Origin of the sequence: Leucobacter sp. NPDC058333, from assembly GCF_042726155.1 — a bacterium.
In the GTDB taxonomy this organism is placed as follows: Bacteria; Actinomycetota; Actinomycetes; order Actinomycetales; family Microbacteriaceae; genus Leucobacter.
Map to the genome: position 1 here is coordinate 152624 of NZ_JBHXHV010000004.1, position 13664 is coordinate 166287.

12 protein-coding genes are annotated in these 13664 nt (G+C 69.1%); 1 reads left to right on the top strand and 11 read right to left on the bottom strand.

All coding sequences use genetic code 11. From position 1 onward, the window contains the following. Positions 1-33: 33 nt before the first annotated feature. The 6 genes from hemL to hemE form a co-directional block, all read right to left on the bottom strand. On the bottom strand, positions 34-1377 hold the full coding sequence (gene hemL, locus ACFWHR_RS13560; protein WP_382448843.1) for a glutamate-1-semialdehyde 2,1-aminomutase: 1344 nt from the start codon (positions 1375-1377) through the stop codon (positions 34-36). After that, positions 1374-2381 (bottom strand): porphobilinogen synthase, encoded by a 1008-nt coding sequence (hemB, locus tag ACFWHR_RS13565; protein ID WP_382448844.1) that lies wholly within the window; start codon positions 2379-2381, stop codon positions 1374-1376. The genes hemL and hemB overlap by 4 nt, the downstream gene beginning before the upstream one ends. Beyond that, positions 2378-3211, bottom strand: coding sequence for a uroporphyrinogen-III synthase (locus tag ACFWHR_RS13570; RefSeq protein WP_382448845.1), 834 nt, complete (start codon positions 3209-3211; stop codon positions 2378-2380). Before ACFWHR_RS13570 ends, hemB begins: the two co-directional genes overlap by 4 nt. Continuing rightward, entirely contained in the window at positions 3208-4299 is a 1092-nt protein-coding gene (hemC, locus tag ACFWHR_RS13575; protein WP_382448846.1) for a hydroxymethylbilane synthase, read from the bottom strand. Before hemC ends, ACFWHR_RS13570 begins: the two co-directional genes overlap by 4 nt. Before the next feature lie 84 nt (positions 4300-4383). Further along, entirely contained in the window at positions 4384-5874 is a 1491-nt protein-coding gene (locus ACFWHR_RS13580; RefSeq protein ID WP_382448847.1) for a protoporphyrinogen/coproporphyrinogen oxidase, read from the bottom strand. Next, complete coding sequence (gene hemE / locus ACFWHR_RS13585; protein ID WP_382448848.1) at positions 5864-6976, bottom strand: uroporphyrinogen decarboxylase; 1113 nt, start codon at positions 6974-6976, stop codon at positions 5864-5866. The genes ACFWHR_RS13580 and hemE overlap by 11 nt, the downstream gene beginning before the upstream one ends. A 162-nt stretch (positions 6977-7138) precedes the next feature. On the opposite strand from hemE, the gene ACFWHR_RS13590 reads away from it, so the two are divergent. Continuing rightward, complete coding sequence (locus ACFWHR_RS13590) at positions 7139-8359, top strand: glutamyl-tRNA reductase (protein ID WP_382448849.1); 1221 nt, start codon at positions 7139-7141, stop codon at positions 8357-8359. A gap of 59 nt (positions 8360-8418) precedes the next feature. Here the strand turns inward: ACFWHR_RS13590 and ACFWHR_RS13595 are convergent, their stop codons facing one another. The 5 genes from ACFWHR_RS13595 to ACFWHR_RS13615 form a co-directional block, all read right to left on the bottom strand. After that, positions 8419-9180 carry an ABC transporter ATP-binding protein gene (locus ACFWHR_RS13595; protein WP_382448850.1) on the bottom strand — a complete coding sequence of 254 codons (762 nt, stop codon included), beginning with the start codon at positions 9178-9180 and terminating at the stop codon, positions 8419-8421. After that, a complete protein-coding gene (locus ACFWHR_RS13600) occupies positions 9177-10199 on the bottom strand; it encodes an iron chelate uptake ABC transporter family permease subunit (protein WP_382448851.1) in 1023 nt (340 codons plus the stop codon). The genes ACFWHR_RS13595 and ACFWHR_RS13600 overlap by 4 nt, the downstream gene beginning before the upstream one ends. Then, complete coding sequence (locus ACFWHR_RS13605) at positions 10189-11139, bottom strand: ABC transporter permease (RefSeq protein WP_382448852.1); 951 nt, start codon at positions 11137-11139, stop codon at positions 10189-10191. Before ACFWHR_RS13605 ends, ACFWHR_RS13600 begins: the two co-directional genes overlap by 11 nt. Continuing rightward, positions 11136-12128, bottom strand: a complete 993-nt coding sequence (locus tag ACFWHR_RS13610; protein WP_382448853.1) for a siderophore ABC transporter substrate-binding protein — start codon at positions 12126-12128, stop codon at positions 11136-11138. Before ACFWHR_RS13610 ends, ACFWHR_RS13605 begins: the two co-directional genes overlap by 4 nt. Before the next feature lie 297 nt (positions 12129-12425). Beyond that, entirely contained in the window at positions 12426-13457 is a 1032-nt protein-coding gene (locus ACFWHR_RS13615; protein ID WP_382448854.1) for a hypothetical protein, read from the bottom strand. Between the last annotated feature and the right edge of the window lie 207 nt (positions 13458-13664).

A 13664-nucleotide genomic window follows, 5' to 3' on the forward strand; every position in this document is an offset into this window, starting at 1 on the left:
ATCCGCCTTGGGCACTCAGGCTGGCAGGCGCGGCTACTTGGCGACAGCAGCCGCAGCTGCGGCAGCAGCCGGGAACGCCTCGACGATGTGCGCGAGCGCGGCATCATCGTGCGCGGCGGTCACGAACCACGCTTCGAACGCGCTCGGCGGCAGGTTCACGCCCCGTTCGAGCATCGCGTGGAAGAACGCCCGGTGGGCCGCCACGTTCTGCCCCTGCACCTCGGCGTACCCGCGGGGTGCGTCCGGGAAGTCACCGAACAGCACGCTGAACAGCGTTCCGGCGCGCTGCACGCGGTGCGGCACGTCGGCTTCACGGAGCGCAACCGACACCGCATCGGTCAGCACGTCGGCCGCGTTCGTGAGCCGCTCGTAAGCCGCGGCGTCCGCGTGCTGCAGCGTCGTGAGACCAGCCGCGACAGCGAGCGGGTTCCCCGAGAGCGTGCCGGCCTGGTAAACGGGCCCGAGCGGCGCGAGCAGCTCCATCAGCTCGGCGCGACCCCCGAGCGCCGCAAGCGGCAGGCCGCCGCCGACGACCTTGCCGAACGTCAGCAGATCGGGGGCGACGCCCGCTGAAACCCGATCCTGCTCGATGCCCCAGTACCCAGAGGGGCCCGCCCGGAAACCGGTCAGCACCTCGTCGAGAATGACGAGCGCGCCGTGTCGGTGCGCGAGCTCGATCATCGCCTCGGTGAAGCCCGGCTGGGGCGGCAGCACGCCCATATTGGCGGCAGCCGACTCCGCGATGATCGCGGCGATGCGGTCGCCGTGCTCGGCAAACGCAGCCTCAAGCGAGGCGAGATCGTTGTAGGGCAGCACCAGGGTCTGACCGGCGGTTTCGGCGGTGACGCCGGCTGATCCGGGCATTGCGAGTGTCGCCAGCCCCGACCCGGCCTCGGCCAGCAGACCGTCTGAGTGGCCGTGGTAGTGCCCGGCGAACTTAATGATCAGCGGACGCTGCGTGGCACCGCGGGCGATGCGAATCGCCGTCATCGTCGCCTCGGTGCCCGTAGAAACGAGGCGCACGCGCTCGATCAGCGGCACGCGCGAGATGATTTCTTCGGCGAGCTCGGCCTCCTGTGGCACCGAAGCCCCGAATCCGAGTCCGCGCGCGGCCGCCTGCTGTACTGCGTCGACGACGGCTGGGTGCGCGTGGCCGAGCAGGGCCGGGCCCCACGAGGCGACGAGGTCGACGTACTCGTTGCCGTCGACGTCGGTAACGTAGGCGCCGCGCCCCGAAACGAGGAAGCGGGGGGTGCCACCGACCGACCCGTAGGCGCGCACGGGCGAGTTCACGCCGCCGGGAATAACGCGGGCGGCCCGCTCGGAGAGAGCGGCGCTGCCGGCGACGTCGGGGTGCGGGATCAGCTGTGCAGTCATCGGGTGGCTCCTTCGTGCTGGGCGCCGCGAGCAAGCTCCGCGGCAAAGTAGGTGAGAACGACATCGGCGCCTGCGCGGCGAATGCTCACGACCGATTCTGCGATCGCGCGCTCGCGGTCGATCCAGCCATTGGCGGCGGCCGCTTCGATCATCGCAGCCTCCCCCGACACCTGGTACGCCCACACGGGCACCGGGCTCACGGCCGCGACGTCTGCGAGCACGTCGAGGTAGCTCATCGCGGGCTTCACCATCACGATGTCGGCGCCCTCGGCAATGTCGAGTTCGGCCTCACGCAGACCTTCACGGCGGTTGGCGGGATCCTGCTGGTATGTGCGCCGGTCGCCCACGAGCTGCGAGTCGACCGCCTCACGAAACGGCCCGTAGAACGCCGAGGCGTATTTCGCGGAGTAGGCGAGGATCGCCGTGTCGGCGAACCCCTCAGCGTCGAGCGCCTCTCGAACGGAGGCGACCTGGCCGTCCATCATGCCCGAGAGTCCGAGCAGCGCTGACCCCGCCGAAGCCTGCGCGAGCGCCATTTCGCGGTAGCGCTCGAGGGTGGCGTCGTTGTCGACGATGACCTCGTCGCTGCCGGCCGCCGCGGGTCGCAGCACGCCGCAGTGCCCGTGGTCGGTGAATTCGTCGAGGCAGAGGTCGGTCTGCACGACGAGTGCGTCGCCCACCTCGGCGGCGAGCGCGCGCGTGGCGACGTTCAAGATGCCCTCGGGGTCGTCGGCCGCGCTGCCCACGGCGTCTCGGACCTCGGGCACACCGAACAGCATGACGCCGCCGAGCCCCAGCTCTGCTGCCTCGGTTGCGGCGCTCCGCAGCGAATCGATCGTGTGCTGGAAGACTCCGGGCATCGATGAGATCGCCTGCGGCTCGGTGAGCCCCTCGCGCACGAACAGCGGAAGCACGAGCTCCGCCGGATTGATGCGGGTTTCGGCAGTGAGCCGGCGCATTGCCTGGGAAGTACGGAGACGACGCGGGCGAACTGTGGGGATCATGCTGGGCTACCTCCGTGAGCGGGCGGGACGGGTTCGGTGTGCGGGTGAGCGGGTGCCGCCGAGGCGCGAGCGTCGCCCACCCGGTCGAGCAGGTTCGCAACGGTGTGCGGGTCGGCGATCACGTCGGCCGCCAGGCCTTGCTCGGCGAGGGCGCGGGCCGAGGGGCGCCCGATCGCGGCGAGCCGGATCGTCGCGGGGAGCGGCGCGAATCGGCGGGCGACCTCGCGGGCCCCGGATCCGCTGAGCACCAGGATCACGTCGACGTCGCCCGCGGCCACACGCGTTTCGAGCGCGGCGTCGCGCGGAGCGGCAATCGTGCGGTAGGCGGTGACGCGCTCGACACGGTGGCCCGCGCGGGTGAGCGCGGTTTCGAGTGTGTCGTCGGCGAGGCTCGAGACGGGTAGCAGCAGTCGCAGTGGCGCGGCCCCGAGGTGGTCGATCGCCGCGGCCGAGAGCCCGACCGCGGAGAAGTCGGTGTCGGGCACGAGGTCGGGGCCGAAGCCGCGGGCGCGCAGCGCGTCAGCGGTGGCCGGGCCGACCGCGGCAATCAATGGCGCGCGCTGAGTGTCGGTGTGTGAATCAGGACGTGCGCCAGCGTCAGCAAACGCTTCGGCGGCGTTCGCGCTCGTGATGAGCACGCCGTCGAACTCGCCTCGGTTCCACGCGGCGGCGGCCTCGGCCAGCGGCGCCGCGTCTTCGGGCGGCGCGATCAGCGTGAGCGGAGCGACAATCGGCAGGCCACCACGACTACGCACATCGTCAGCGTCGCGGTCGCCCGCAGCGCCGCCGCGGGTCACCAGCACACGCACTCCGGCGAGCGAGTCGGTCATGCGCCGCTCCCGAGCGGCGCGAGTTCGGCCGCCCCGGCCGCGAGCAGCTCGGCGGCGACGCGGCGACCCAGCTCGGCCGGCACTTCAGCGCTCGGCACGTCAGCAGTAGGCACCGCTGTGCTCGGCGAGGCCGCGCCGGCGGCCCGATTCTCGACGTCGGCGGCCCGATCCTCGATGTCGGCGACGCTCCACGGGAGCTCGGCCTCGGCGGCGAGCTGGGCCGTGCCGTCGACGCGATACACCACGGCGCGCAGGCGCAGCGTCTCACCCGACACCTCGGCGCAGGCCCCGATCGGCGCTGCGCAGCCGGCCTCGAGCGTTGCGAGCAGTGCGCGCTCGGCCAGCGCGGTCGCCCGCGATTCGCTGTGATCGAGTGCCGCGAGCGCGGCCGCGTAGGGCTGCTGCGCGGCGTCTGCCTCGCGCACCTCGATGGCGAGCGCGCCCTGGCCCGGCGCCGCGGGGGCGTCGGTCAGCGGGAATCGCTCAGTGATCGCTTCGGCGCGGCCGATGCGATCGAGCCCGGCAGCCGCCAGCACCACGGCGTCGAGATCGACGCCGACGCGGCCGAGCCGCGTGTCGACGTTGCCGCGCAGGTCGTGCACCTCGACATCTGGGCGGCGGGAGCGAATCTGGGCGACCCGGCGCGGCGATCCGGTGCCGATGCGCGCTCCAGCCGGGAGGCTCGCGAGCGTCAGGCCATCGCGCGCGCAGAAGGCGTCGCGGGCGTCCGCGCGCACCGGCACCGCGCCGAGCGCAATGCCGGGGCACGCGCCCGTCGGCAGGTCTTTGAGCGAGTGCACGGCGAGATCGCACTCGCCCGCCAGCAGTGCGTCGCGCAGGGCGCTGACAAACACGCCAGTGCCGCCGAGCTGCGACAGCGGGGCGCGGGTGACGTCACCGTGGGTGGTGACGATAACGAGGGCGACGTCGAGGCCGGTAGCTGCCGCAATCTGCTCAGCGACAGTCGTGGTCTGCGAGACGGCGAGCGCACTCCCCCGCGTGCCGACCCGCAGCAGCCCCGGCGCCGCGGCAAGGGGCGCATCGGAGCGGAAGACTCGGCCGGACGTGGTGGGAAGTGACTGGTTCATCTCACGGGAACTTTCGATGGAGTGCGTGTGGGTGGGAACGTAAGCGGGAATCGGTGGGTGCCGGGTGCCCGCATCCGGGCGGCGTCAGCCGCCGGCGCGCGCTTTGCAGGCTTCGAGCGCTGCGGCGGCCGCGGTGCGGGCGCCCCGCACGATCGCCGCGAGACCGGTGCCGCTCACCCAGTCGCCGGCCAGAATGATGCCGGGCGGTGCCGCGAGCGGGCGTGCATCGCGCGACCCAGGCGGCCGGCCCATGCTCCAGGGGCAACGAACAAGGTCAACGATGGCGTCCGCGGCAATTTCCACGCCGAGAATGCGCGACGCATCGGCGCGAGCGATGCGTCGCACCTCGGCGTCGTCGAGCCCGTCAATTTCGGGCGCGGAACCCGCGCGACCGTAAGACAGGCGGAGCAGGTGGCGGCCGGGGGCAACTTCACGGGCGCGCTCGGGCCACTTCGCGGAGATATGAGTGAGCGCCTTTGCGACGATCGGCGCCACGGCCGCAGCAGCCGCCGCAGCCGCACCACCAGCCGCAGCCGCCGCACCAGCGCCCGGACCGACCGCGCCGCGGGCGACGAGCACGCCGGTGCCGCGCGGCGCACGATCGAGTCGCGCGTCGTCGACAGCGAGCGCGACGACCTCGACGCGATCAGCATCCGATGCTCCAACGGCGTCGGCAGCCGGCGAACCTTCAACGAGGCCGCGCGCGACGCCCTCGGGAACCGCGAGCACCACGGCATCGGCCTCGCCGAGCAACTCCCCGTCCGCGCCGAGGAGCTGCCACGGCAACGGTTCGGCGGATCCGGCGGTGCTCACAACTCCAGCCGCAAGCGACGACACCGGCACGCCACAGCGCACCGGCACGTCCAGTCGCGCGAGCTCGGTCTCGAGGCCCGCAACGAGCTGCGTCATGCCGCCGCGCAGGCCAGCGACAGCGCCACCCGCCGCCGCCTGGCTGTCGCGCAGATCGCGCGCGGCGGCGATGAGCGAGCCGCGCTTTGCGTAGGTCGCGTCGAGGCCGGGGATCGAACTGACGCCGAGCCGCGACGGATCGGCGGAGTGCACGCCGAGCGCGACGGGGCGCACCAGCCGGTCGAGCGCGCGGCTGCCGAGCCGAGCGCGCACGAGGTCCGCGAGCGAGTCCGAATTACGTCCGATGCGGCGCGGCAGCAGCGGCTCAATGGCGGCGCGCAGCGCACCGCCGAGACCGAGGGCGCGCACGGTTGCACGGGAGAGCGGGGTGGCGGGAATGCCGAGCGTGCCCGCCGCGGGCAGCGGCAACGCGCGGTCGCTGACGATGACCCACGAGCCGAGCGCGTTCGGCCGCACGATCTCGTCGCCGAGCCCGATCTCCTCGATCAGCGCCGCGACTGTGCCGCCGCACGTCGCGAAAGACTCTGCGCCAATGTCGATGGTCGTCCCCGCGATCTCGGCTCCCCGAATGCGGCCACCGAGACGATCACCGCTCTCGATGAGTTCGACAGACGCGCCCGCGAGGGCGAGATCCCGCGCCGCCGTCAGCCCCGACACCCCACCGCCGACGACCGCGATGCGCGGTCGCTGGCGGTCAGTGGCCATGTGCGAGGGAAACGATGCGGGTGAGCACGTCGGGGTCGGTCTCGGGCGGCACACCGTGGCCGAGATTCAGCACGTGGGCGGGAGCACTCTGGCCGCGGCGCAGCACGTCAGCGACGTGGGCCTCAAGCACCTCGGGGGCTGCTCCCAGGAACGCCGGATCGATGTTGCCCTGCAGGGGCATAGCGTGGCCCAGGCGGCGGCTGGCCTCGTCGAGCGGCGTGCGCCAGTCGACGCCGAGTGCGTCGACGCCGACGTCGGCGAGTTCTTCGAGCAGGTGACCCGATCCGACTGCGAAGTGGATAACGGGCACGGGCCGCGCCTGCGCCGCGTAGCCATCGCCAGCCAGGTACGCCAGCTCGCGCACCGGTTCGAGCGTGCGTCGTGACGCCGGGGCGACGCGGGTGCGATAGTCCTCGGGCGACAGCGAACCGGCCCACGAATCGAAGAGCTGCACGGCGCTCGCGCCGGCCTCGACCTGCGCCTCCAAGAACACGCCGCAGAGGTCGGCGACCCACTCGAGCAGCGACGCCCAGGTCTCGGGGTCTGCGTGCATGAGCGTGCGGGCCCGCAGGTGGTCGCGCGACGGTCCACCCTCGACGAGGTAGGCCGCGAGCGTAAACGGAGCACCGGTGAAACCGATGAGCGGGGTGCCGCCGAGTGCTTCGGTGGTGAGCCGCACCGCGTCGCGCACGGGATCGAGCGCAGCGCGCAGCCGGTCGACTGTGAACTCGTCGCGCACGCGCGCCACGTCGTCCGCGGTGCGCACCGGGTTCGCGAAGACCGGCCCGCGGCCCGCGACCAGGTCGACGTCGACGCCGACCAGTTTCATAGGCACCACGATGTCGCTGAAGAACACGGCGGCGTCGACACCGTGACGGCGCACGGGCTGCAGCGTGATCTCACTCGCGAGCTCGGGGGTCAGGCACGCGTCGAGCATGCGGTGATCGGCGCGGATTGCGCGGTATTCGGGCAGCGAACGGCCCGCCTGGCGCATAAACCACACGGGCGTAGACTGGGGGCGGTCGCCTCGCAGAGCCCGAATCATGGGCGCGTCGCCCGTTCGGCCGTCAACGAGCGGGTGCGAAGCTGGGAGGATGTTCATCGGTCGAGATGCTAGCTTATAGATCTGATGTGTCACATCTGATGTGTTCAGATTCGAGCGAAATGCCGCGCGAAACATCCACGAATCCCCGATCAGAAAACGTATCGAGAATCTATGCTGCTGTGCCTCTCCTTCGACCACCGAGGGTGCTCCTTCCCACTTTTGGAGCGCCTCACCGCGCGCACCCCGGAGATCACCGAGGCGTTGACCGCGATTGAGTCCGCCGAGGGCGCCGTCGTGCTGTCGACGTGCAACCGGTTTGAGGCCTACGTGCAGGCTCCGCACGACATCAGCGACGAAATCATCGAGCGCATCTCGACGGTCGCCGGCGTGCCGGTCTCGTCGCTGTCAACCGCCGCCGACGTCGAAACCGAGCATCGTGCCGCCGAGCACCTCTTCGCGGTCGCGTCGGGGCTGAAGTCGGCCGTCGTCGGCGAAGAAGAAATTGCGGGCCAGGTGCGCCGCGCGCACATCGAGGCGCGCGACCGCGGCAGCCTCACGAACCACCTCGAACGCCTCTTCCAGACGGCCACCCGCACCTCGCGCACGGTCAAGCACCGCACCGAGATTCGCTCCCAGGGGCGCTCGCTCGTGCGGCTGGCACTGCGACTCGCCGAGAGTCGCGTGTCGACCTGGGAAGACGCGAACGTGCTGCTCATCGGCACCGGCGCCTACGCGGGCGCCACTGTCGCTGCGCTGCGTTCCCGGGGAGCCGAACGTATCAGCGTTCACTCCCCGTCAGGCCGCGCCGCCGCCTACGCAGAGAGCCACGCACTCACCGCCGTCGATCCGCGCGAGCTGCGCGCCGCGCTCGACGCAGCCGACGTGATCATCACCTGCAGCCGCACTGATCAGCCGCTGCTGACCGAGGCCGATTTCGAGACCGACGGCGCGGCAGGCGCGCCCGACTTCGATCCCGGATCGCGTCACCCCCGCCTGCTCATTGATCTGGGCATGCCCCGCAATATCGACCCAGCGGTCGCGCGCATTGACGGCGTCGAGTTGCTCGATCTCGAGACCGTGGCCCGCCACGCACCGGTCACGGAGCTCAGCGCAGAGCACGAGGCGCTCGAGATCGTGCACGACGCTGCCATTGAATTCGGCGCCTCGCAGGCGGAGCGCGACACGCTTCCCGTGCTGCTCGCGCTGCGCGGTCACGTCAACGCGATCCTCGAAGAGGAGCTTTGCCGCGCCCGGCGCACGGGCGAAGAAGACGCCGAGGCCAGCGCCGCCGACGTCGAGGCCGCGCTGCGCCGCCTCACCGGCCGACTGCTGCACGCGCCGACCACGCGCATTCGCTCGCTCGGGCGCGAGGGCCGCGCCTCCGAGGCTTCGGACGCGCTTTCGGCACTGTTCGGCCTGGAATCCGCCGACCGCGCCTGAGGGAGCCTCGCCGCCCGGCGGGCGGCCTGCTGGCGGTCCGCCGCCGACCCGCGGGCGGCCTACGGGCGGTAGTACACCGCGAGCGGCGCGCCGCCGTGCTGCAGCACCTCAACCGGGGTGTCGAAGACGCGCTGCAACACGTCGGGCGTAATGATCTCGGCCGGGGTTCCCGACGCAACCACACGGCCGTCGGCGAGGGCGACGATGCGATCCGCGTAGGCGGCCGCGAAGTTCACATCGTGAATCACGAGCACGACGGTCTTACCGAGCGCGTCGGCCGCAGCACGCACCTGGCCCATCATCGCGACAGCGTGGCGCATATCGAGTCCGGTGAGTGGCTCGTCGAGCAACACGTAGTCGGTGTCTTGCGCGAGCACCATGGCCACGAATGCGCGCTGGCGCTGCCCGCCCGAGAGCTCGTCGATGAAGCGATGTTCCATGCCGCCAAGATCGAGAAACTCGATCGCAGCCGAGATCGCGGCGGTGTCGGCCTCGGTGAGGCGCCCAGCGGAGTGCGGAAAACGTCCGAACGTCACGAGCTGCCGCACGGTGAGACGCGACATGAAGTGGTTCTCCTGCCGCAGTATCGAGACGACCCGAGCGAGCTCTCGCGGCTTCGCCGCCCGCACGTCGAGGTCCCCGACAGTGACGCGACCCGAATCGGCGTCGAGCAGCCGACCAATGATGGTCAGCATTGTCGATTTGCCCGCGCCGTTCGGCCCGATCAGCGCGGTCACGCCGCCGCTCTCAATGGTCAGGTCGATCGGGCCGAGTACCCGCTTTCCTGCGTAGTGCTTCGCAACTCCGGTGAGCGCGATCATCTGAGACCCTTTCGCAGCAGAATGACGAGAAACACGAGCCCGCCCGCGAACTCGATGATGACGGTGACGAGGCCGGCGGCGGCGAATACGTGTTTCAAGATGAATGTCGCGCCGAGCAGCGTGACGAGCGCCACGCCTATGGCGAGGGGAATGGTCTCGGTGTGGCGATCCTCACGCGTGAACTGATAAGCGATCGTGGCGACCAAGAAGCCGAAGAAGGTCATGGGACCGACCATCGTCACCGACATCGAGATAAGCACCGCCACCGTCACGAGGATCAGCACGACCTCGCGGCGGTAGGAGACTCCGAGCCCGGTGGCGACGTCGCGTCCGAGCGCCACAACATCGAACACGTGTCGCCTGCGCCACACAATCACGAGCACGATCGCCACGATCACACCCGCGATGGGCAGGTAGTCGGGATTGCCCTTCCCGATGCTGCCGAACAACCGGGCGCTCAGCACGTCGAACTCGCTCGGCGTGAGCAGGCGCTGCATGAACGTCGACAGCGATCCGAAACCGATGCCGAGTACCACCCCGATGAGCAGCAGCAGATGCAGATTCGCGCGCTTGCCCGAAAATAGCCAGCCGTAGAGCACCGTCGCGAAGGCGATCATGAGCAGGCTCTGCGCAATGATCTTCGGGATGCCCTCCATACCGACCGCGGCCATACCGAAGACAAACATCAGGGCGGTCTGGGAAAGCACGTACAGCGCGTCGAATCCCAGAATTGACGGGGTGAGAATGCGGTTGGCCGTCGCTGTGTGAAACAGCACCGTCGCGAGCGCCTGGCAAATGGAAACAAGCACGATTGTGCCGAGCGAGACCAGCCGGGAGCGCACGATGATCCAGAACGCGCTCGAATCGACGGGGGCCGGATTCCCGTAGACCAGAATCGCGACGGCGAGCGCCGCGGCGACACAGCCGACGACCAGCAGCGCGCGGTGCCGGCCAAGCCACGACGGCGCGGCGTCGCTCACGCGGAGCGCACGACGCTCGCGAACCCGACTACGCAGCACTGCGCTGCCTCAGCAGGATCGTGATGAATGCCGCCGCCCCCACGATGCCCAGCACCATGGACACCGGCACCTCAAACGGCATGCGAACGGTGCGGCCGATCAGGTCACAAACGGTGACGAGCGCGACTCCCCCGAGGCACACCCACGGCAGATTACTGCGCACGTCATCCCCTCGGATCATGGCGACCACGTTGGGCACCACGAGCCCGAGAAACGGCAGGAATCCGACCACCACGGTCGTCACACCGGCCGCGACGGCGACGAGCGCGGTGCCCGCGATCAGTATCACCTCGTACCGCACGCCGACGCTCGTCGCGACATCCCGGCCAAGGCCGGCGACCGTGATGCGGTCAGCGATCAGAAACACGAGCAGGGTCACGATGCCAACGATCCACAGCACCTCGTAGCGGCCACGCACGACCGCGGTAAAACTCCCCATGAACCACGTTCCCATCATTTGCAGCAGATTGAATTGCGCTGCGAGAAACGTGGTCAGGGCGCTCACCACGGCCCCGAGCATGATGCCGATGAGCGGCACGACCAACGTCGTGCGAATCACGATGCGGCGCAGGATCGCCATGAACACGACCGTGCCAATGAACGCTGACAGGCTCGCAACGATCATGCGCCCCACCAGCCCGACCTGCGGTGCGATCAGTACCGTGAGCAGCAGCCCGAGGGCCGCCCACTCGGTCGTGCCCGCCGTCGTCGCGTCGACAAACCGGTTCTGCGTGAGCATCTGCATCACGAGACCGCTCGTCGCCATAGCGGCCCCGGCGAGCACGAGCGCGAGGGTGCGCGGCACCCGCGTGATCCAGAACATCTCGCCGCCGTCCTCGCTGTTCGCGATGTCGTAGACACCGACGAGCAGCGATACCGCGAGCAGTGCCGCAACGATGATCGCGGCGACGAGAAGCGCGGATCCCTGCTTTACGCTCATGCGCCGGCGAACGCCTCCTGCAGCTGTTCAAACAGCTCGGTGTACGCCTGCAGGTCTTCGGTCAGGTAGAAGTCGGAATCGAGGTAGACGATCTGGCCCTCAGCAACGGCGGTGACACCCTTGAGCGCCTCGGAGCCAGCGATGAGCTCGTCAGCCGGCACGGAGCCAGGCTCAGGTTCGGCAAACGACGCGTCGCGGTCGAGCACGACGATCCAGTCGGGGTTGGCTGCCGCGATGGCTTCGACGCTGATGTCGTCGCCGTGCGACTCATCTTCAGCCTGCTGCTCGATCGCGGGCTTCAAGTCGAGCGCCGAGAAGATCGGGCCGACGCTGCGACCGGTGACCGGTGCCGCGAACTCGATCTTGCCGCCCGAGGTAATCAGGCCGAGCACCGTATCGGTGCCGTTGTAGGCCTGCTTCGCATCGGCGATGGCGCCTTCGAACTCGGCGGTGAGCTTCGCCGCTTCGTCTTCGCGATCGAAGATCTGACCGAGAATCTCGGTTTCACGGGTGAGCTCAGACATCGGGTCTTCGCCGTCGCGCGGATTGATCTCGATCACGGCAGCGTCTGGGTTCTGCTTCACGATCGTGTCGTACGACTCTCCAAAGCGGTAGCCACCGATGATGAGGTCGGGCTGCGCGGCGATGATTGCTTCCAGGTTGGGCTCGCGGTGCGTCCCTACATCGGCGATCTCGGCGTCGTCGGTGTAGTCGGGCCACGCGGTGCCCATGATGCCCTTGGGGGCCGCAACGAGGGGCACATCCCACTCGTCGAGTGTCTCGAAGACGTGGTTGTCGAGCGCGACAACCCGCTTCGGGTTCACCGGCACCTCGACCTCGCCGTGATTGTCGGTGATGGTCACCGTCTGCGAGGACGCGGCTGAATTCGAAGATTCAGCCTCGGCCGACGGGGCGCACGCCGACAGGGTCAGCGCCGCGGTCGCGGCGAGGGCGGTGCACGTCAGGGCACGCCGAATGAAGCTTGACACGATGGCTACTCTTTTCGTCTCGGGTCACGAACTGCGCACTCGGCCCGTGGCCTGCGCAGCGGCTCCGGAGGTCAACCGGGGCCAGAGTAAGCCTAACCAGACTTTCATCTGATGTTCAAGCGCGAGGGGCGAGACACGCGCGAGGATTCAGTTTGTTTTCCCTGATCATTGACTCATTTGAACACATTGAACAGGCACTAATACAGAACCCCCGCCGTCACCGATCGGTGGGGCGGGGGTCCTGGTTACTCAGCGGGAGACGCCATCACTGGCGGGACTGAGTCACTGCTGTTGTTGCTACGAGCGGGCCTGGGGCGGCAGCGGTGCACCGGGAACGCTGAAATCAGGCTGGCCGTCGGGACCCGCCGGAATCGGACGGCCATCGGCGAACGTCGGCCACGGCAGCAGCGGTGCGGGCTGCGTGCCCTGGGCCGGCTGCTGCTGAACGGGCTGCTGCTGAACTGGCTCAGCGAGTTGCTGCGGCGCCTGCAGCGCCTGCGGCGCGGCCTGCTGGGCTGAAGGCTGCTGTGCGCGGTGCTGGTTCGACTGAGCCTGGTACCCGGCGAGCGCAGCGCGCTGGCCGGCAGCGCGGGCTGCGCGTGCGGAGTCGCGCTCGTCCGCTCCGTAAAACCAGCGGAGCAGCAGCGTGATCGAGAGCGCGAGTGCCGTCAAGATCAAGATCGCGGTGGCGATCTTCCAGTACATGTCGGGAATGTGCAGGTCGAACGCGTCGATGCCGACGGGCGCTGTGAAGAGGATGCCGGCGAGTACCGCGAGCACGCTCGTGACGAACGCGAAGCGGGTGATCGTTTCCGAACGCTTGCCACCCGACTTCAGCAGCAGCTGTGCGCACAGGATGACGAGTCGGGTGACGAGGATGACGAAGAGCGACTTCCAGAAGATATCCCAGAGCAGCGTGAAGGTGCTGTACGGCGTCATCCAGATGACGATCAGCAGCAGCCCGAGGATGTAGGCGTTAGCGATCAGTGCGACCGGCGCGTACCACTCAGACTTCTGCTCGCGACGGGTGTCGAGCGCCGTGAAAAGCACGAACACCGCGAAGAGAGCGAACGTCGAGAAGACGCGCTCGAACTTGCCCTCGAAGTCGCCGATAAACAGCAACGAGATCGACGCGATCGTGAGACCGGCGAGCAGAATGATGCTGACCTTCAAGAAGGTCGACAGCTTGCGCGGCTCACCCGGAGCGTGTGGTGCCGGGTGCGTGGCGTGTGGAGCCGGGTGCGTGGCCTGCGGCGCGACCGGCTCGGCCTGACCGGTGAATGGCGGCACGGGCGTCTGGCCCGGCGCGTGCGTGTTCGGTTCACTCATAGCGTTCAGTCTCCCCTGATCTGCTGACAATCTCCAGACTAGACCGTCAGCTGAGAACGCTCAGGAATGCCTCACGCGCGCTCTAAAAGTCCCTGCCGGGGTCAATCAGGGCACCGAACGGAGGGCGCCGCTCGACCGCGTAGACTGAAGCCCGTACGTTCGGCGCTCACGTGCGCCGATTCCGATCCCGAATCCACGGAGCACATC

Excerpts from the sequence above, each read along its gene's own strand:
- hemL (WP_382448843.1), bottom strand. The coding sequence starts at position 1,377 with ATGACTGCACAGCTGATCCCGCACCCCGACGTCGCCGGCAGCGCCGCT.
- hemB (WP_382448844.1), bottom strand. The coding sequence starts at position 2,381 with ATGATCCCCACAGTTCGCCCGCGTCGTCTCCGTACTTCCCAGGCAATG.
- ACFWHR_RS13570 (WP_382448845.1), bottom strand. The coding sequence starts at position 3,211 with ATGACCGACTCGCTCGCCGGAGTGCGTGTGCTGGTGACCCGCGGCGGC.
- hemC (WP_382448846.1), bottom strand. The coding sequence starts at position 4,299 with ATGAACCAGTCACTTCCCACCACGTCCGGCCGAGTCTTCCGCTCCGAT.
- ACFWHR_RS13580 (WP_382448847.1), bottom strand. The coding sequence starts at position 5,874 with ATGGCCACTGACCGCCAGCGACCGCGCATCGCGGTCGTCGGCGGTGGG.
- hemE (WP_382448848.1), bottom strand. The coding sequence starts at position 6,976 with ATGAACATCCTCCCAGCTTCGCACCCGCTCGTTGACGGCCGAACGGGC.
- ACFWHR_RS13595 (WP_382448850.1), bottom strand. The coding sequence starts at position 9,180 with ATGATCGCGCTCACCGGAGTTGCGAAGCACTACGCAGGAAAGCGGGTA.
- ACFWHR_RS13605 (WP_382448852.1), bottom strand. The coding sequence starts at position 11,139 with ATGAGCGTAAAGCAGGGATCCGCGCTTCTCGTCGCCGCGATCATCGTT.
- ACFWHR_RS13615 (WP_382448854.1), bottom strand. The coding sequence starts at position 13,457 with ATGAGTGAACCGAACACGCACGCGCCGGGCCAGACGCCCGTGCCGCCA.